This is a genomic window from Peribacillus butanolivorans (genome assembly GCF_001273755.1).
Lineage (GTDB): Bacteria > Bacillota > Bacilli > Bacillales > DSM-1321 > Peribacillus > Peribacillus butanolivorans.
The window spans coordinates 866,683-883,287 of sequence record NZ_LGYA01000001.1; the positions used below are offsets into that span (position 1 = coordinate 866,683).

Genomic DNA, 16,605 nt, shown 5'->3' on the forward strand with positions numbered 1-16,605 from the left:
ACTGTAGGCAAAAGTGTTTATTTCTAATTGTTAAAACAAAGTTGATTGGAACGGAAGGTGCGAGACTCCTGCGGGAAAAGCGTGTCTAAGGGAGACCCCACAGGCGCAAAGGCGCCGAGGAGGCTCCCTGACCGCCCGCGGAAAGCGAGTGCCTGGAGTGGAAATCAACGTTCGAATTTTTACAACCCCTCAAAAAAACTGTAGACAAACTCGATTTTCATCGAGTTTGTCTACAGTCTGAAACCTCTCCCAATATAGGAGAGGTTTTTTGTTTTTTCTTGATTTTACCTATAAATGAAGAAGGGTCATCTATCCTTACTGAAAAGCCCGCATTTATTTCAAGTGGTGGCAGAATTAACATGCTTGCTACTAAGTTCCCGCCTAGTAGAGCTGATACATGTAGCTGTGCCATGTAACAAGAACTTGATGGTGGACTATTTAACCGATATGGCAATGCCTTAAATTAAGCGATGTAGCTTGTGTGTTATTTCAGCAAATTACCTTTGTCTGAATAATGGACTGAGTTTTTTTATATTTGATTGGATGATATTAATGTTAACTAAGGATTCTTCATATATTTAATCGAAGGATAACTTTATTAAAGGATAATTATTTTTGTATTCATAAAGAAGAACAGAAACTATGTTTTTTTTGTTTTTATCTTTTTTAAAATTGACATTGATAATCATTTTCATTAAACTGATATTATTAGACTAATAAGGGGAGTATTTTAATGCGACCAGCTATTAACACACAGTCTTTATCGCTCGGTTATGGTGAAAAATTAATTATAAATGAAATGAATATAGAAATACCTCATGGGGAGATCACCGTATTCATTGGTGCAAATGGATGTGGGAAATCAACGCTTCTTCGTTCGGTTGCCCGTTTGTTAAAGCCTCAATCCGGTTCAGTTTTACTTGAGGGAAAAGCTATTTCTTCCATGTCATCGAAGGATGTAGCAAGGAAGATGGCGATTCTTCCACAATCGCCTATTGCCCCTGAAGGACTTACGGTCTATCAACTTGTTAAACAAGGAAGATATCCATATCAAAGCTGGTTGAAGCAGTGGAGCTCTTTGGATGAGGAAAAAGTTCAAAAGGCAATTGAAGCAACGAACCTAACAGAATTGAAGGATCGGGCGGTCGATGAATTATCAGGAGGTCAGAAGCAAAGGGCCTGGATAGCGATGACCCTAGCGCAGGATACGGACATCATTTTATTGGATGAACCGACTACATATCTTGATATGGCACATCAAATCGACATTTTGGACTTATTATTCGATTTGAATGAATCTGAGAATCGAACAATTGTGATGGTGCTTCATGATTTGAATCTGGCTTGCCGCTATGCGGATAATCTGATGGCTCTTAAAGATGGAGCGATATATGATCAGGGACGGCCAGAGGATATTATCACTCCTGAAATGGTTCATCAAGTATTCGGAATGAAGTGTAAAATTTCGTTTGATCCGATTTTTGGCAGCCCAATGTGTATCCCGTTTGGAAAGGGGCGTTATGCCCAAAGTCAGGTAAAAGCGCTGGCCAATGCATAAACTTTCTTCTTCTATAGAAAAAGAGCTGCAAACGTATCGGATTTCCCTCAAAGATGAAGCTCAAGTTTCCAAGTCGTTTGATCATATTGATGGGTTGCTTCAGTATGCACAGGCCCGGACTGGAGCGGAAACGACAAGAGTTGCAGCCTCAATGTGGTTCAGACGTTATGCCTTTTTTGTTACGGCACAATTGTACATGATCAGCAAGCATCGGCTCACTTGGAATGGTACACTTCAGGACATGGGTGTCTTGGATAATCCCGAAGATAAGAATTGGTTGCCAAACTTTTGGCTGAAAAATAACAGTTGGAGAGATGTTTCGGAAAAGGATAGCCCTTTAGCACTCAAATCCATATTAAGCAGGTTTGGTGCGGAAGCTATTCTTCCACTTTCTAAAGCTACTAAAATATCGAAACTTGTACTCTGGGAGAACATTTGGGGCTATACGGTATGGATGTATGCCGAGTTACTGAAACAGCCAGATATAAAAACACGAGTTGAAACGGACATTGAAAGGCTGCTTGAAGATGAGATTTGGATGAATATAGAAAGGCATTCACCATTTAAACGATTCATTGGAGAAAAAACCATTCCTGAGTCCATGAATCCTTATAAACGAGTGACATGCTGTTTATATTACCAGATTGACGGTCAGGAAAAATGCTCATACTGTCCGAATAAGAACTGTTGAATAGATAATCATAAGAAAACCAGGCTTTGACTTCGAGCCTGGTTTTCTTATGGGATGAAAAGTTTCATCTGTCCAGTCTTTTTCTTTCGGGTTGTCTATCACTTATTATAGAAACTAAACGCATTAAACGGGTTGATATGTTATAATGTTGATATTTAATTGAACGGAGGCAGTCGCATGGGAAATGGGATTATTCACTATGGAATTGGTGAAGTAGTAGATATATATATGTATATTAAAACGAGTACAAAGGCGGTTGCGAGTAATGGAAAGCCGTTTTTAACACTGATTTTGTCTGATAAAACTGGGGAGATTGAGGCTAAGTTATGGGATGTCTCCGAGACTGATGAGAAAACATACAGTGCAGAAGCTACGGTGAAAGTGCAGGGGGAAGTCCAGAATTATCGAGGACGAAGCCAATTGAAGATCCGTAATATTAGACTTACTGCGGATGCTGATGGCATCACAAAAGCGGATTTGATTCAAACGGCACCTTTAAGTCAGGATGAAATGATGGAAACGATTACTCAATTCATTTTCGAAATGAGGAACCCAAATATCCAAAGGGTGACTAGACACCTTATCAAAAAATATCAGAATGAATTCTTGACGTTTCCTGCTGCTACTAAGAACCACCATGAGTATATGTCAGGACTCGCATATCACGTTGTGTCGATGCTGGGGTTAGCTAAAGCCATTTCAAACCTATATCCTTCGCTCAATAAGGATCTTCTTTATGCAGGGGTCATTCTACATGACCTTGGAAAGGTACATGAACTATCTGGACCTGTGTCGACTGTATATACGGTTGAAGGTAACCTTCTCGGCCATATCACCATCATGGTAAATGAAGTCGGTAAAGCTGCAGAGGAATTAGGGATTGATGCAGAAGAAATCATGATCCTCAAGCATTTAATATTAAGTCACCATGGTAAAGCTGAATGGGGCAGTCCTAAACCACCAATGGTAAGGGAAGCAGAAGTACTTCATTATATTGATAACATGGATGCCAAAATAAATATGATGGACCGGGCATTGGAAAAAGTGAAACCGGGAGAATTTACGGAAAGAGTCTTCGCACTCGATAATCGTTCATTCTATAAACCAACATTTTAATGAAATATGTTTCTTTCTCAATCGAGAAAGAAGCATATTTTTTTTGTTTGTGCATATTCTCTAATAAATGACTAGGAGACTTATTTGGGAGGGAAAAGGACATGCCAATATGGATCTGGTTTGTGTTTATTGGAATCATCGTTAGTGCAGTCATGTCAATATGGACAGCTAGGCAAGAACGCCTTATAGATGATGCTTGGATTGAGAAGGAAGGTCAGAAGTATATTGAAAGGATGGAAGAGGAAAGAGAGAGGCGTAAAAAGGATATAAATCAGGGAGCCTAGCATGAAATAAAAAAAGCGACAGGACAAAGTCCTGTCGCTTTTACTATTCAAATTACTTTTCTTCTTTAGTTGTGCCACCAGATATAGCATCTTTTAAATCTTTATCATTAATCTTCACGTCTGCTTTTTTAACTTCTGCATCCAGAATATCTTGAACTTTAGTTTGGTCAATTTGAGCGACCTTCAAATCATATTCAAGATCTTTTTTCATATCTTTGTATGGTTTTTTTTCTTTTGTATCAAGCAGTTGGATAATGTGGTAGCCGTAATCAGATTTAATCGGTGCACTGATTTCGTCTTTCTTCATTTTGTAGGCTGCTTCTTCAAATGCAGGAACCATTTCACCCTTACCGAACCAGCCTAGCTCTCCACCTTTATCTTTTGTGCCTGTGTCAGTAGAGTATTCTTTAGCAAGTTTAGCAAAGTCTTCGCCTTTATCCAATTTTGCTTTAACTTCGTCTGCTGTTTTTTTGTCTTTTACAAGGATATGCCTAGCTTTGATTTGTGGTTTATAGTCTTCATAAGCTTTTTTAACGTCAGCTTCTTTCACGGTAATATCCGCGATGGCTGCTTTCTCTTGAAGCATGCCGATTTTTAGTGCACGTTTAAGGTCATCTTCGCTCTTATATCCGGAAGAGGCTAGAGCTGTTTCGAAATTCTCACCCATTTGTTCTTTAAGCTCGTCCGTTTTAGCTTTAACTTCTTTATCCGTTACCGTATATTTTTCAGAAAGAACTTTTTCATAAACAAGTTCTTGAAGAACTGTATCACCATAACGGTCCTTCATGACATTGTAAAACTCTTCTTTAGATATATCTCCTGCTTTAGTTTCTACGACTGCTTCCTTGTCGCTGTTGCATGCTGTAAGTCCGATCAATCCTGCTGTAACAGCAATCGATAATGCCCATTTCTTCATTAAAAAACAACTCCTAGTTTTAAGTTTCTTGTTTGCTCTTCTTAGTATTTCCACAAAATTAACTATAACATATTCTGGTTACTTTACAAAAAATAATATATTGATGTATGAATAAGAATTTTACGAAAATTGGGTAAATACCTAACCGGATAATAAACCTTAACATATGATAAATCGAGGACAACAAAGGAGGTAGGAAAATGGGTAATGGATTTAACGGAGGTTTCGCTTTGTTAGTAGTGTTATTCATTTTATTAATCATTGTAGGGGCAGCCTTTTGCTAGTTATACTCAAAATTAATAATGGAAAGTGCCCACTCCTTTTGCAATGGAGTTGAATAGGATAGGGTAGCCGCTCAACAAGAAATGAATAAAATGCTTATCAAGCTAATGAAAGGAATGATTCCTTTTAGCGGATATAAGAGTGTGCATGAAATTGCTATTACTTAAGAATGGAAAGGAGGAAGATCAATGTCTGGAGGAATAGGTGGAGGCTTTGCTCTAATTGTCGTTCTTTTCATCCTGTTAGTCATAATTGGAGCTTCTTGGTTATAAACTCATAAACAAAAAGGCGAAGCTGCTCGCTTCGCCCTTTTCTTTATGTGGATAATGCCCCGGGTATCATCAATGTATGTAACAAATGATAATCAACATTTGTTGCTCATCTCTACGTATACAAAATTTCAATATAGGAGGATAATAACATAATAGTAATTAATACATTAATGGTCCTGAATACTTTAGGCTGCCGGTCTTCAGCAATTTCCTTTTGAATACATAAAGAATTTGTCATTCTATTAATATTATAAAGAATCAGTATAGCAAAAATAATAAACCAGAACGAGATCAAAACCTAAAATCCCTCCTTACAAAACATCATGTATAAATACGATACCAAATTATAATGAAAAAAGATACCTAAAAATCTGTCAGTCATCTTTATGAATAAAAAGACAATCAATTACTTTTGGATGAGGATGTCGTATCCTTCTCCGTGTTCTTCAATAAAGGAATGCCCTGGCGAACCAACTAGATTTTTTATATAAATGAAATCCGATACACATAATCCGGTGTGCAGGGAAAATAAAATAGTGAAATAATGGATGTAATGTGGATAACTAAGGGCACACCCAATTAATATGACAGACATAATTAAAAAGGGTAGCACCAGCGTCAAGAGATATAGGTGCTTTCGAATGGGGTAATGCACATTTATTTTGCATGTGAGCACGAGTCTCCACTTCAAAGACCAGGATGTTTTCACTTTTTTACATAGTAATCGTAGAGGTAAATAGTGTAATAGTTTGTGAACAGGATATAATAAGAGCAATAGGCTAAAAAATACCATTGTTTGATCGTCATACAAAACGACATGAGTTGAAAAGACACTTAATAATGTATAGATCATAACAAAAGACATCAATATAGTAAAAACTGAAAAAATAATTAAACGGCAGCTCCCATATTGTTTTGTTACGTCTATTGTTTTCCACGAATTCATTTTGAAATCAGCCCTCCATAGACCGTTGAATTTACTTACATACATTACGATGAATGAGTTGAAAAAGCAATAGAATTTTTGGATTTAGTTTGAATATAAAAAACAGTGCAGAATGAAGAAGTCTACAATAAGATAAAGTCGAGTTCCAAATGAAGAATAAGGTGGATTTTGGGCGGAATAATTGTTTGGAGTCTTTATGCTAAATAATGATTGATTGGGGATTAATAATGTATGAGAAATATAAATGAAGAAATAGAAATACTCCGTTTTCATCAGCAACTATTATTAAACCTTATACGTAATCCGGAGGCAAAGTTAGACTTTCTTTTTGTGGAAAAAAATTTCACGAAGAAGGAAGCGGAAGAGTTGTTGGAGACATGTGATATATTGAGCAAACGCTTTGAAATAGAAAAAGCGGAAGGGTACATGAACTTTCGACCGCTTTTTATTCAATTTGAAAAAAGGTTGAATCCTAAAATAACCATAAAAGAATGTATTAACGCATGCCTCTCACAAGGTTTATATGTATCATTCATGAAGGAAATGAATAGAGTGTGAGATTAAATTAAACTGGCTCAGTTTCTTTCTCTATCTTTTTTTTTGTGATTTTACCTTCAACGTCAGTAAATTCCTGATCAATGTTATCAAATGACCGTTCAAAGATTTGCATGAAATCTTCCCCGTATATGTTACGAATGACAGCCATCATTTCAATCATATCCGGAAATTTACCATAAAGTTCACGAAGTGGAAGTGCACCTGAGAAAGCTGAGTTTTTACTTGGGTCATATGACTCCATTAACTCAAGTAGAACTCTTTCACCTTCTGGAGTTATCTCAATATACGTATTTCTTTTGTCATTCTCTTTCTTGGAGAATGTTAAAAATCCACGTTCCTCTAATTTTTTTGAAAAGTTAAATGCTGTTGAAACATGCATGACCCCAAATTTTGCAACGTCTGAAATGGAAGAGCCATTAAGATGATAAGCAATCCAAAGAATATGGTGCTCATTGATGTTTAAATCATAAGGCTTAATCCATTGCTGCCAATCTTTTTCAATCGATTTCCATAATGCTTTGCTTAATTGTGCAATTCGTTGACTAAAAATCATTGCTTCTTTCATAGAATAATTTTTATTCTGCATTTTATGGGCTCACCTACTTATCAGATTCTGTATATTTATTATGACAATAAAATAAAAATTAATAAAGATAATATTTGCAAAATTTTTAGAAAATTTAAGGTTTTTTAATAGATTCTCCATTTTTCTCTAATAAACTATGTAAATTATTGGGAAAAATGGAGAATCAGCCTTATATGATGGTGTTAACTTTTAGTTTTTAGGAGAAGGTATTACTGTTTCTAATTCTTTCAGAGAATCTTCAATTTCCTGAACATTCTTCAATAATTCCATTTTATTTGGTTCAATTTCCTGCTTCCAGTTCTCAATGACCACCTGAACATCTGAAATGAAGGTTTTCACCGTTTCTTTGCTGATTTGTGTAGCTTCCATTGTGTCATCTTTAATATTTAACAATTTAGCCTTTAACTCATCAATGGTTGCCTTAATTTCTTCCGTGTTTGTTTTGATGCGAGTCCGTAAGTCTTTACCAGAACTTGGTGCAGAAAGTAAGGTCGCTGCTCCCGCTACAACTGTTCCAGTTAAAAAGCCAATTAGTAATGATTTTGCTTTCATTAGGATCACCTCATTTTATAATATTGATTTCGCTTTACATGGTCTAAATCCCTGCTGGAAAAACATCAATTGGAAATTAAGTTATATAGGGATATAAATACTATTGATAACAAAATACCATAATTTTCATCCTTAGGGAAGAGTCTCTACCATTTTATCTTTATATCACAAAAATATTTTTTTAAACTTAGATATTAAATATATAATATTTAAAAATAACTTGAAGATTAATTTATAAATGCTTCATATAAAGGAAAGAACGGCATATAGATAGTAAAAAACTAGCTGTCGGATCATTGATGGCATTGGTGGGTAATAATGAAATTTATATTTTTATTAGGCCTAATATGCCTGTGCGGAATGGGGTATTTTCTAAGGAAAGCAAAAAATCCTGGTATCTATCCTCCTAAGAGGGTGCATCAAACTAGAGCGTTCGCTTTGGGCCTACCTGGGGTCTTTCTGCTTTTTATTTGGTTTATGTGGGTATTGATTCATTAAGCCTCAGAGGATTTGTTTTAATGTCAGAGATAAGTCTAGATGCTGACTAAATCCCAGATTCATAAGGAGAAAAAAAGCACCGGTCATTCCGGTGCTTTTTTAAGTATGATATTCCAGCTGTTTAAGCATGAGCGGGTATATTTGATTTTTTTACAATGCCGTTCACAATTGGATAAATGATAACCATCGCAACTGTATTTAGCAGTACGGCAGGAAGGACAACAGCTCCGAATAGTGCAACGAAAGGCCCTGGTAGGGAGACGATATAATAAGCCGAACCAAGGAAGGCTGCGCCGGAAATAATTGTTCCTATGGCAGTCAATATACTTACGGTGACAACGGATGTTGAAAACTTCTTAAGACTGATGAATAAAAGATAAAACAGAAAAGCTGTTACCAACTTGTCTATGATATTTGGAATTTGTCCTCCGGGGAATGTTGTTGTCATGGCAGAGATAGCTCCAGCAGCCAAGGCTACAATGAATACATTCTTTTTCTCGGGAAACAGTGCAATCGCCAAAAACATCATCAACAGCATCATGTCCGGTTTCATTCCTAGGAAGAACCCTGGAACAATAAAATGCAAAGCAGCCCCAATCCCGATTAAAAGGGATATTGACACAAGAGTTTTCGTTTTCATTTACTCATCTCTCCTATTCTCATCTCAACTAAAATCTTTTCTTCAACAATGCACTACTGCTTGTTGCAAGAAGTTTAAAATAGTATATCATAAGACCTATTTTTTTAGAAGTCTTATATTTGCATTGAAACTAGAGGGCTTGTGCTTCTGTTGCTTTATATGATTCTTGAAACTTTTTCATGAAGTCAGCAAGATCTTGGCAATGGGAAAGCGGTACCGCATTATAAATGGATGCTCTGCAGCCGCCAATAGATCGGTGACCGTTTAGTCCCACAAATCCAGCTTGCTTCGCTTCTTTCAGGAATTGTTTTTCAGCTTCTTCAGTCGGAAGTGTGAACGTTACATTCATATGTGAACGGCTGTCTGGAAGGGCATGGCCTTTGTAAAAACCATTGCTGTTGTCGATAGCATCGTAAATGACTTTTGCCTTTTCTCCATTTACTTCGGCAATCTTCTCTACACCGCCCTGTTCTTTGGCCCAATCCAACACAAGTGACAATAAGTAAATCGCTAATGTTGGCGGTGTGTTATATAATGAGTTATTTTTTGAATGAATAGAATAATTCAGCATGGATGGGATTTTTTCATTATCAGTTATTAAATCTTTACGGATGATAACGACGGTAATTCCAGAAGGTCCTAGATTTTTTTGTGCACCAGCATAAATGATTCCGAATTTACTAACATCAATTTTTTTGCTAAGGATATCACTTGACATATCAGCTACTAGTGGAACGTTACCTGTTTCCGGGAAATGTTTCCATTGCGTTCCGTAAATTGTGTTATTACTTGTAATATGAAGATATGCCGCATCTTCATTCAATTTGATATCCTCAAGTTTAGGAATGAACGTATATTTTTCATCCTTAGATGAAGCAACGACTGCTGTATTACCAACTTTTTTGGCTTCCTTTAAAGCTTTTTCCGACCAAGAACCTGTTAGTACAAAATCTGCGCGTTGTCCCTCATTCAAAATGTTCATAGGAATCATAGAGAATTGAAGACTGGCTCCCCCTTGCAGAAGAAGAACCTCATAATTTTCAGGAATTTCCAAAAGATCTTTTAAGGATTGAATGGCATGGTTATGAATTTTTTCAAATTCAGCACTTCGATGGCTTAATTCCATGACAGACATACCAGAATTCTCAATATTCAACCATTCGTTTTGAGCTCTTTGTAAAACTTCTAAGGGAAGGGCGGCTGGCCCAGCGTTAAAATTGCGTGCACGTTTCAATTTTCTTCCTCCTATACAGCTATGTGTTAAAGTATTTTAGTCTATTTATATCCTACCAGAAAACTAAATTCAATAGGAGGAAAATTTAGAATTTTAGATGGATAATCATTTTGATTTAGGGAGGAATAGAAGAGGAGGAAATAAATAGGTCCTTCACTGTGAGTGAGGACCTATTTAGGGTATATAATTTGTCACGTTATAACTGAACTAATTAGAGGTAGTATTGAACGTAAGTTGTAATCTTCTAAACATTTTGGGAGATAGACAATAACCCTTTACTGGTAGCGGGAGTTTCACTTAATATGCTGTGCAATAGAGTCGGCTATTTGTTTCAGGTCATCGGGTGTATAGTCACGTGTATGTGTTTTCCAAACTGCCCCAAAGCCGTCATTTTCTCCATGTCGTGGAATTAAGTGCATATGAAAATGGAAGACGGACTGTCCGGCTGCTTCCCCGTTATTATTTAAAAGATTCAGGCCGACAGGTTGGAATTCTTGTTTCATGGCACGGGCAATTTCCGGCACGACTTCAAATAGATTTTTGGCGATTTCCGGTGTTAACTCGTAAAGGTTTTCCTTATGTACTTTAGGAATCACCAAAGTATGGCCTTTTGTTACTTGACTGATATCAAGAAAAGCTAGCACATGTTCATTTTCAAAAACTTTCGTACTTGGAATTTCACCATCGATTATTTTGCAGAAAATGCAATCACTCATTAAAAACGCCCCTTTAAAAAAAATTAATGTATTTGGTTAATCGTACCATAGCTTGATTCCCTGAGAAAAGAAAAAACCATAAAAACAGGATGCAACGGAAAGTTGCACCCTGTCTTGTTTGAAAAAGGGGGTTTTGCTTCAATTCGCATTAGCATAAATTCTCTGCGACAAACACCTCATCTACAGTAAAGTAAAATACGGTTATCTGATTAGAGATTTTCCATTCAAAGCAACCATCTCCTATATCTTTAAAGTTTCATCAACTTTCAAAGCATAAATGATAATTATTGAATGATTTTTCTGCTTTGTGCAAGCGAACCATCTCCTTGCTCGATACGATTTTTTATGAAGCTTCTGGTTTAATTCAGTTTATACGTCTTTAACTGACACCTCATTTACAATATGATGTGAATCATTTGTAATAAAACGTTTGGGCATTTCAGTGTAATACGTCTTTAACTGACACCTCATTTACAATATGATGTGAATCACACGTAATGACTAACCCCTTCTTCCTTAATTATGATCGCCATTAAGTAGAAAAAATATAATTGGTTATTTGTGGAAATTTATTTCCGGGGACACTCGACTATATAAAAGCAGAAGAATTTGATAAAATGGAAATAAGAACCTCTATATAGAAAGGATCGTTTATATGTCCTTATTGGAAATTAAGCAACTAGTCGGGGGATACACGAAAACGCCCGTTTTAAAAGGAATAAGTTTTGACATTCAACCCAATGAGCTAGTTGGATTAATCGGGCTTAACGGGGCTGGGAAAAGTACAACAATTAAACATATTATCGGACTCATGGAACCGAAAGGCGGAAGTGTCTCGATTCATGGAAAAACACTTGCACAGGATCCGGATACATATCGAAAACAATTCTCTTACGTACCAGAAACTCCTATCTTGTATGATGAGCTGACACTTGAGGAGCATTTAAAGTTGACGGCCATGGCGCATGATTTGGAAGAAGCGACATATAAAGAAAGGATGAATGTCCTTTTAAAGGAATTCCATATGGAAAAGAGACTGAAATGGTTTCCGGCTCACTTTTCAAAAGGGATGAAACAAAAGGTCATGATCATGTGTGCCTTTTTAATACAGCCATCTTTATATATTGTTGACGAACCTTTTGTAGGTCTTGATCCGCTAGGTATTCAATCGTTGCTTGATTTAATGAGGAAAATGAAAGAGAGTGGAGCCGGGATCTTAATGTCCACTCATATTCTGGCAACGGCTGAGAGGTATTGTGATTCTTTCATCATTCTACACAATGGAGAAATTAGGGCAAAAGGTAATCTAGAGCAACTTCGCGAACAATTCTCCATGCCAGGGGCAACACTTGACGATTTGTATATCCAATTAACGAAAGAAGAAATTGGTCATGAATAGTCAAAATCTCTGGACGGAAAGATATTTAGGCTACATAAAGGAAATGCAAAAATATTTGCGCTATATTTTTAACGGCCATCTTGTCTTTGTAATGGTATTGGCATTTGGTGGTTTGGCTTATTATTACAGTGACTGGGTTAGAACATTAGACAGTAACTTCCCGGCTGAATTGATTATGGCCTTTGTTTTAGCAATCATTGTAACCAGAAGCCCAATAAATACATTTTTAAAAGAACCAGATACAGTGTTTTTGCTTCCGCTTGAAACTAAATTGAAAAGCTATTTCAAAAATTCTCTTTTATTAAGTTGGGTTATGCAAGGCTTTATCCTGCTGATTGTCTTTACTGCATTTATACCGATGTATGCGAAGGTTACGGGTGCAAGCGGTGCAGACTTTGGGGTCATTCTTGTTGTTTTGTTGATAATTAAATATTTAAATTTAATTATGCGTTGGCAAGTGTTGAAATATCAGGATGCATCAGTGAGCCATTGGGACTCCTATATCCGATTTTTACTTAATGGAGTGCTGCTCTATTTTGTTTGCTCAAAAGCCAATATTCTATTTGTACTTATAACCATCATATTATTGGTAGGACTATATAGGTATTACCGTAGTGCAACTAGGGGCTTTGTACTGAAGTGGGAGCGGCTTGTTGATCTTGAAAACAAAAGAATGACTTCCTTTTACAAGATCGCGAATATGTTTACTGATGTTCCTCATTTGAGAGGGAAGGTTGCAAGAAGGAAATGGATGGACTGGCTGTTAGACTTCATACCGTATGGTAAGAAATCAACGTATAATTATCTTTATGCCCGAACATTACTGCGTTCCAATGATTATGTTGGACTTTGCCTGCGATTAACGGTAATTGGCTCAGTTGTTTTGGCTGTTTTTACAAACATATGGGCACATTTGATTGTCTCCTTTATTTTCCTATTTATGACAGCTCTCCAACTTCTGCCGGTTTGGAAGGCACATGAATGGAAAGTATGGGTGTCACTGTATCCTTTGCCAGCAAAAATGAGAGAAGTCGCAGTAATAAAGCTTATTTCTTATTTCCTATTATTTGAGGACCTTGTCTTCAGTATAGTCCTGCTTATAAAAGGGGAATGGATGTCTGCTTTAGCTGCTTTGGCGATGGGGCTTGTTTTCCTGTTGGGCTTTAAAAATTATGCAATAAAGAAAATTAAAAACTTTTAAAGATGAAGCTGATTTTTCAAAAGAAAAATCAGCTTCATCTTTTAAAAAGGCTCTGTTAAACGATAGTAAGTTTTTCTTTCACAATCGTGGCAGAAATGTTGAAGTACAACATAAAATTACTCTGAACGGGTGCTTTAGTTCCTTAAGGTATTTCCAAAAAGACCGGTAACGGCCCTTTTTAATTTAAAATCAACATGTTTGTTTAACTGAGCCTTTAAAAAAGAAAATTGAAACTAAAAGCCATTTCAGGAGTATATACATAAATAGTGGGGGTGGGGAAATGAATGCATACGAACAAACGGCACTTTCTGAACTTGTTTCATGGAAAAAGAAAATTGCTAAGAAATCGGGCATGCTTGAGCGCATGTCCAAAAAGGCTCAAATAAAAGTGAACAGTTATATTCCAAACCGAGTGCATAAAGTAATTGCTGATAGCATTAAAAGTATGGTAGATGCCGTATTATCAGGGTCTAAATATATGTCAAAAGAAAAAAATGTGATGCTGCTATCTTTACAACAAAAGGAAGAATGGGTTGCGGAAACTATAGCGGCCTATCGAAAAACAGCTGTTATTGAAGGTGTTGGAACAGGAGCAGCCGGTCTTTTAATAGGGTTGGCTGATTTTCCTCTCCTTTTAAGCATTAAGATGAAGTTATTATTTGAAATATCACGTTTGTATGGTTTTGACCCAAACAAGTATGAGGAACGCCTTTTTATTCTTCATATTTTTCAGCTGGCTTTTTCAAGCGAGGAAAAAAAGATGGAAACATTACGGTTTATAGAAGAATGGGATTCAGAGAATGTGCACGAAATCAACTGGCAGGAATTTCAACAGGAATATCGCGATCACATAGATGTAATCAAAATGTTTCAGCTGGTACCAGGATTTGGGGCTGCTGTTGGTGCGTATGCTAATCATCATTTGCTTGAACACCTTGGCGAAACAGCAATTAATTGTTACCGAGTTAGACTTCTAACTAAATAAAGGGACGGGGATAACCCGTCCCTATCTTTATTTGTAATAAATATTCATTCACCCTGAGTAGATGAATATTTATTATGATATGTAACCGCTGCAGTGCCTAATGTCTTGGCGGCAATGAGCATCGCCTTTTCATCGATGTCAAACAAAGGATGGTGATGAGGATAGGTATGTACATCATTTTTGGGTTTGGCTCCTGTAAAGAAGAATGTACCTCTCACTTTTTGTAAATAATAAGAAAAATCTTCTCCTGTCATATCTGGGTCAATTTCCTCTGCAACTAGAACTTCTTTGACCGATTTGGTGCATTCGATAAGAAATTTTGTTTCCTCATTATGGGGGATAACAGCTGGATAACCTTGAAAATATTTATAGTCATAGGTGCAATCGGCAGCTAAACAAGTTCCTTTGACAACCCGCTCTATTTCTTCGCTTATAAATGAGCGGAGGTCTTCCTTGAAAGTGCGGACGGTCCCCACAATTTTAGCTTTATCTGCAATGACGTTAAAGGCATTATCGGCCACGAAGGAACCAATGGTGATAACTGCAGAATCTAATGGGTTAAGACGCCGACTTACGATTTGTTGTAATGCGACCACTAGCTGTGAACCTACAACAATCGCATCACGGGTTTTGTGTGGTTGGGCTCCGTGTCCTCCTTGCCCTTGAATCAGGATTTCGAATCGATCAGCAGCAGCCATTATTGGCCCTAAAGTGTATTGAACCGTTCCTGTAGGAGCCGTAGCCCATAAATGGGTGCCAAAAATTACATCCACGCCATCAAGGCAGCCAGCATCAATCATTGGTTTAGCGCCCCCTGGAGCATATTCTTCCGCATGCTGATGAATAAAAATATACTGACCTTCGAGCTCATCTTTCAGTTCATGAAGGTTTTTTGCAAGGACTAGAAGAGTCGCCGTATGGCCATCGTGACCGCATGCATGCATGACCCCTGGAACAGTAGACCTATAGGATACTTCTTTTTCATCTTGAATAGGTAAGGCATCGAAATCAGCGCGCAATGCCACTGTTTTACCAGGTTTACTGCCGGTAATCTTTGCAACTACGCCATTACCTCCCACATTTGATTGACAGTCGATACCTAGATTTTGATAATAATCAGAAATAAAGGCTGCAGTTTTGGTTTCTTGAAAAGAAAGCTCTGGATGTTGATGAAGATATCGCCTAATGGAAACCATTTCTTCATAAGACCCTTCTAAAAGAGCGTGTAATTGGTGTATCATTATGCACCTCCTAAATGATTGTTAATTGTAAATAGTATATCATAATCTGAATAATCAAAAGTATTATAAAACCACTCCGAGGAGAGTTATATCATGATTAAATATGCAAGGATTACCGTAATTTTGCTTTGCATGATCATATTCATTTTTTTGATGAATGAAGTTCAAAATGGGAAGGTTCTAGCGTTTGATGAATTTATTTTGGACCATTTAACCGTGGTGGAGAATACATATTTGTTTACATTTTTTAAATCGATTACATATTTCGGCAGTTCAATATTTATTGGCTTTGGAAGTTTACTTTTTATCCTTTATTTATGGATGAAAAAGAAGGATTATTTGGCTATAGCCGTTTTCTCGATTGGAGTGGCTGGAGGGGACTTGTTGAAGCGAGGGATAAAAAACCTTATTCAAAGAGAAAGACCGGAAAATCATTTGGTCAAGGCAGCTGGCTTCAGTTTTCCAAGTGGCCACTCCATGGTGGGCCTTATTTTTTTCAGTATGATTGCTTACTTTATAATAAAAGAAGTCAAATCGAAAACGTTGAAATGGGGAGTAGGAATTAGTTTCATTCTTCTAGTACTCGTCATAGGAATCAGCAGGATTGCCCTGAAAGTACATTTTCCCACGGATGTCCTAGCTGGTTTTGTGCTTGGTGTTGGATATAGTTTAACGTGTCTGTGTTTGTATCAGTGGCTGGAACGGAGAGTAATATGAAACATTGATATACAGGTGCGATATTTGTAACTAACAAAATCATTTCCCCGGAAATAAAGAAGAAATTTGTCGTATTTCATAGGAATTAATACACTCAAATCCTCATGTCAGTATCATTTTGGAAGACCGCAAGCAGCAAATCCAAATCTAACAATTCGGATTTGAAAGATAAAAAGGCCCATCCTCTTAAGGATGGGCATTTTGTTTTTGATG

20 protein-coding genes are annotated in these 16,605 nt (G+C 36.9%); 11 read left to right on the forward strand and 9 right to left on the reverse strand.

Annotation, left to right across the window (positions count from 1 at the left end):
- Nucleotides 1-733: 733 nt before the first annotated feature.
- From AKG34_RS04150 to AKG34_RS04165, 4 genes are all read left to right on the forward strand, one after another.
- The gene (locus AKG34_RS04150) at nt 734-1,558 is read left to right on the forward strand and encodes an ABC transporter ATP-binding protein (RefSeq protein WP_053344911.1); all 825 of its coding nucleotides are present in this window, start codon (nt 734-736) and stop codon (nt 1,556-1,558) included.
- Entirely contained in the window at nt 1,551-2,249 is a 699-nt protein-coding gene (locus AKG34_RS04155) for a (2Fe-2S)-binding protein (RefSeq protein ID WP_053344912.1), read from the forward strand. The genes AKG34_RS04150 and AKG34_RS04155 overlap by 8 nt, the downstream gene beginning before the upstream one ends.
- A gap of 177 nt (nt 2,250-2,426) precedes the next feature.
- Nucleotides 2,427-3,365, forward strand: a complete 939-nt coding sequence (gene yhaM, locus AKG34_RS04160; RefSeq protein WP_053344913.1) for a 3'-5' exoribonuclease YhaM — start codon at nt 2,427-2,429, stop codon at nt 3,363-3,365.
- A 101-nt stretch (nt 3,366-3,466) separates the two neighbouring features.
- Nucleotides 3,467-3,649, forward strand: a complete 183-nt coding sequence (locus tag AKG34_RS04165; protein ID WP_053344914.1) for a sporulation YhaL family protein — start codon at nt 3,467-3,469, stop codon at nt 3,647-3,649.
- 52 nt (nt 3,650-3,701) lie between these two features.
- Here the strand turns inward: AKG34_RS04165 and AKG34_RS04170 are convergent, their stop codons facing one another.
- Entirely contained in the window at nt 3,702-4,565 is an 864-nt protein-coding gene (locus tag AKG34_RS04170) for a peptidylprolyl isomerase (protein ID WP_053344915.1), read from the reverse strand.
- Nucleotides 4,566-4,765: 200 nt separating this feature from the next.
- Between AKG34_RS04170 and AKG34_RS26525 the strand changes: the two genes are divergently transcribed.
- Both AKG34_RS26525 and AKG34_RS04175 read left to right on the forward strand, forming a co-directional pair.
- Nucleotides 4,766-4,849 carry a YjcZ family sporulation protein gene (locus AKG34_RS26525; protein ID WP_083450669.1) on the forward strand — a complete coding sequence of 28 codons (84 nt, stop codon included), beginning with the start codon at nt 4,766-4,768 and terminating at the stop codon, nt 4,847-4,849.
- A 186-nt stretch (nt 4,850-5,035) separates the two neighbouring features.
- Nucleotides 5,036-5,119, forward strand: coding sequence for a YjcZ family sporulation protein (locus AKG34_RS04175; protein ID WP_034314699.1), 84 nt, complete (start codon nt 5,036-5,038; stop codon nt 5,117-5,119).
- Nucleotides 5,120-5,231: 112 nt separating this feature from the next.
- Here the strand turns inward: AKG34_RS04175 and AKG34_RS28605 are convergent, their stop codons facing one another.
- Together AKG34_RS28605 and AKG34_RS29555 are read right to left on the reverse strand one after the other, a co-directional pair.
- Nucleotides 5,232-5,414: a hypothetical protein gene (locus AKG34_RS28605; RefSeq protein ID WP_034314696.1), complete on the reverse strand. Its 183-nt coding sequence runs from the start codon at nt 5,412-5,414 to the stop codon at nt 5,232-5,234.
- Nucleotides 5,415-5,525: 111 nt separating this feature from the next.
- Nucleotides 5,526-6,110, reverse strand: a complete 585-nt coding sequence (locus tag AKG34_RS29555; RefSeq protein WP_082527656.1) for a DUF3267 domain-containing protein — start codon at nt 6,108-6,110, stop codon at nt 5,526-5,528.
- 186 nt (nt 6,111-6,296) lie between these two features.
- On the opposite strand from AKG34_RS29555, the gene AKG34_RS04185 reads away from it, so the two are divergent.
- Nucleotides 6,297-6,623: a DUF1878 family protein gene (locus AKG34_RS04185; RefSeq protein WP_053344916.1), complete on the forward strand. Its 327-nt coding sequence runs from the start codon at nt 6,297-6,299 to the stop codon at nt 6,621-6,623.
- Nucleotides 6,624-6,630: 7 nt separating this feature from the next.
- Here AKG34_RS04185 and AKG34_RS04190 read toward each other — a convergent pair whose 3' ends face one another.
- The 5 genes from AKG34_RS04190 to AKG34_RS04215 all read right to left on the reverse strand — a co-directional run bounded on the left by AKG34_RS04190 (nt 6,631) and on the right by AKG34_RS04215 (nt 10,849).
- A complete protein-coding gene (locus AKG34_RS04190) occupies nt 6,631-7,209 on the reverse strand; it encodes an HTH-type transcriptional regulator Hpr (protein ID WP_053344917.1) in 579 nt (192 codons plus the stop codon).
- Between the two features lie 189 nt (nt 7,210-7,398).
- Nucleotides 7,399-7,761 carry a YtxH domain-containing protein gene (locus AKG34_RS04195; RefSeq protein ID WP_053344918.1) on the reverse strand — a complete coding sequence of 121 codons (363 nt, stop codon included), beginning with the start codon at nt 7,759-7,761 and terminating at the stop codon, nt 7,399-7,401.
- A 619-nt stretch (nt 7,762-8,380) separates the two neighbouring features.
- Nucleotides 8,381-8,899: a tryptophan transporter gene (locus AKG34_RS04205; protein ID WP_053344920.1), complete on the reverse strand. Its 519-nt coding sequence runs from the start codon at nt 8,897-8,899 to the stop codon at nt 8,381-8,383.
- Nucleotides 8,900-9,029: 130 nt separating this feature from the next.
- Complete coding sequence (gene serC, locus AKG34_RS04210; RefSeq protein ID WP_053344921.1) at nt 9,030-10,133, reverse strand: 3-phosphoserine/phosphohydroxythreonine transaminase; 1,104 nt, start codon at nt 10,131-10,133, stop codon at nt 9,030-9,032.
- A 293-nt stretch (nt 10,134-10,426) separates the two neighbouring features.
- On the reverse strand, nt 10,427-10,849 hold the full coding sequence (locus AKG34_RS04215; RefSeq protein ID WP_053344922.1) for an HIT family protein: 423 nt from the start codon (nt 10,847-10,849) through the stop codon (nt 10,427-10,429).
- 655 nt (nt 10,850-11,504) lie between these two features.
- Here AKG34_RS04215 and AKG34_RS04220 point away from each other — a divergent pair.
- The 3 genes from AKG34_RS04220 to AKG34_RS04230 all read left to right on the forward strand — a co-directional run bounded on the left by AKG34_RS04220 (nt 11,505) and on the right by AKG34_RS04230 (nt 14,434).
- Nucleotides 11,505-12,248 (forward strand): ABC transporter ATP-binding protein, encoded by a 744-nt coding sequence (locus tag AKG34_RS04220; RefSeq protein ID WP_053344923.1) that lies wholly within the window; start codon nt 11,505-11,507, stop codon nt 12,246-12,248.
- Nucleotides 12,241-13,449: an ABC transporter permease gene (locus tag AKG34_RS04225; protein ID WP_053344924.1), complete on the forward strand. Its 1,209-nt coding sequence runs from the start codon at nt 12,241-12,243 to the stop codon at nt 13,447-13,449. Before AKG34_RS04220 ends, AKG34_RS04225 begins: the two co-directional genes overlap by 8 nt.
- Nucleotides 13,450-13,729: 280 nt before the next feature.
- On the forward strand, nt 13,730-14,434 hold the full coding sequence (locus tag AKG34_RS04230) for an EcsC family protein (RefSeq protein ID WP_053344925.1): 705 nt from the start codon (nt 13,730-13,732) through the stop codon (nt 14,432-14,434).
- 44 nt (nt 14,435-14,478) lie between these two features.
- Here AKG34_RS04230 and AKG34_RS04235 read toward each other — a convergent pair whose 3' ends face one another.
- Nucleotides 14,479-15,675 (reverse strand): M20 family metallopeptidase, encoded by a 1,197-nt coding sequence (locus AKG34_RS04235; RefSeq protein ID WP_053344926.1) that lies wholly within the window; start codon nt 15,673-15,675, stop codon nt 14,479-14,481.
- A gap of 93 nt (nt 15,676-15,768) precedes the next feature.
- Between AKG34_RS04235 and AKG34_RS04240 the strand changes: the two genes are divergently transcribed.
- The gene (locus AKG34_RS04240; RefSeq protein ID WP_053344927.1) at nt 15,769-16,392 is read left to right on the forward strand and encodes a phosphatase PAP2 family protein; all 624 of its coding nucleotides are present in this window, start codon (nt 15,769-15,771) and stop codon (nt 16,390-16,392) included.
- Nucleotides 16,393-16,605: the final 213 nt, after the last annotated feature.

What these genes read in the sequence shown, in the direction of transcription:
- AKG34_RS04150 (WP_053344911.1), top strand. Translation starts at nt 734, where the DNA reads ATGCGACCAGCTATTAACACACAGTCTTTATCGCTCGGTTATGGTGAA.
- AKG34_RS04155 (WP_053344912.1), top strand. Translation starts at nt 1,551, where the DNA reads ATGCATAAACTTTCTTCTTCTATAGAAAAAGAGCTGCAAACGTATCGG.
- yhaM (WP_053344913.1), top strand. Translation starts at nt 2,427, where the DNA reads ATGGGAAATGGGATTATTCACTATGGAATTGGTGAAGTAGTAGATATA.
- AKG34_RS04165 (WP_053344914.1), top strand. Translation starts at nt 3,467, where the DNA reads ATGCCAATATGGATCTGGTTTGTGTTTATTGGAATCATCGTTAGTGCA.
- AKG34_RS04170 (WP_053344915.1), bottom strand. Translation starts at nt 4,565, where the DNA reads ATGAAGAAATGGGCATTATCGATTGCTGTTACAGCAGGATTGATCGGA.
- AKG34_RS26525 (WP_083450669.1), top strand. Translation starts at nt 4,766, where the DNA reads ATGGGTAATGGATTTAACGGAGGTTTCGCTTTGTTAGTAGTGTTATTC.
- AKG34_RS04175 (WP_034314699.1), top strand. Translation starts at nt 5,036, where the DNA reads ATGTCTGGAGGAATAGGTGGAGGCTTTGCTCTAATTGTCGTTCTTTTC.
- AKG34_RS29555 (WP_082527656.1), bottom strand. Translation starts at nt 6,110, where the DNA reads ATGTATGTAAGTAAATTCAACGGTCTATGGAGGGCTGATTTCAAAATG.
- AKG34_RS04185 (WP_053344916.1), top strand. Translation starts at nt 6,297, where the DNA reads ATGAGAAATATAAATGAAGAAATAGAAATACTCCGTTTTCATCAGCAA.
- AKG34_RS04190 (WP_053344917.1), bottom strand. Translation starts at nt 7,209, where the DNA reads ATGCAGAATAAAAATTATTCTATGAAAGAAGCAATGATTTTTAGTCAA.
- AKG34_RS04195 (WP_053344918.1), bottom strand. Translation starts at nt 7,761, where the DNA reads ATGAAAGCAAAATCATTACTAATTGGCTTTTTAACTGGAACAGTTGTA.
- AKG34_RS04205 (WP_053344920.1), bottom strand. Translation starts at nt 8,899, where the DNA reads ATGAAAACGAAAACTCTTGTGTCAATATCCCTTTTAATCGGGATTGGG.
- AKG34_RS04215 (WP_053344922.1), bottom strand. Translation starts at nt 10,849, where the DNA reads ATGAGTGATTGCATTTTCTGCAAAATAATCGATGGTGAAATTCCAAGT.
- AKG34_RS04220 (WP_053344923.1), top strand. Translation starts at nt 11,505, where the DNA reads ATGTCCTTATTGGAAATTAAGCAACTAGTCGGGGGATACACGAAAACG.
- AKG34_RS04225 (WP_053344924.1), top strand. Translation starts at nt 12,241, where the DNA reads ATGAATAGTCAAAATCTCTGGACGGAAAGATATTTAGGCTACATAAAG.
- AKG34_RS04230 (WP_053344925.1), top strand. Translation starts at nt 13,730, where the DNA reads ATGAATGCATACGAACAAACGGCACTTTCTGAACTTGTTTCATGGAAA.
- AKG34_RS04235 (WP_053344926.1), bottom strand. Translation starts at nt 15,675, where the DNA reads ATGATACACCAATTACACGCTCTTTTAGAAGGGTCTTATGAAGAAATG.
- AKG34_RS04240 (WP_053344927.1), top strand. Translation starts at nt 15,769, where the DNA reads ATGATTAAATATGCAAGGATTACCGTAATTTTGCTTTGCATGATCATA.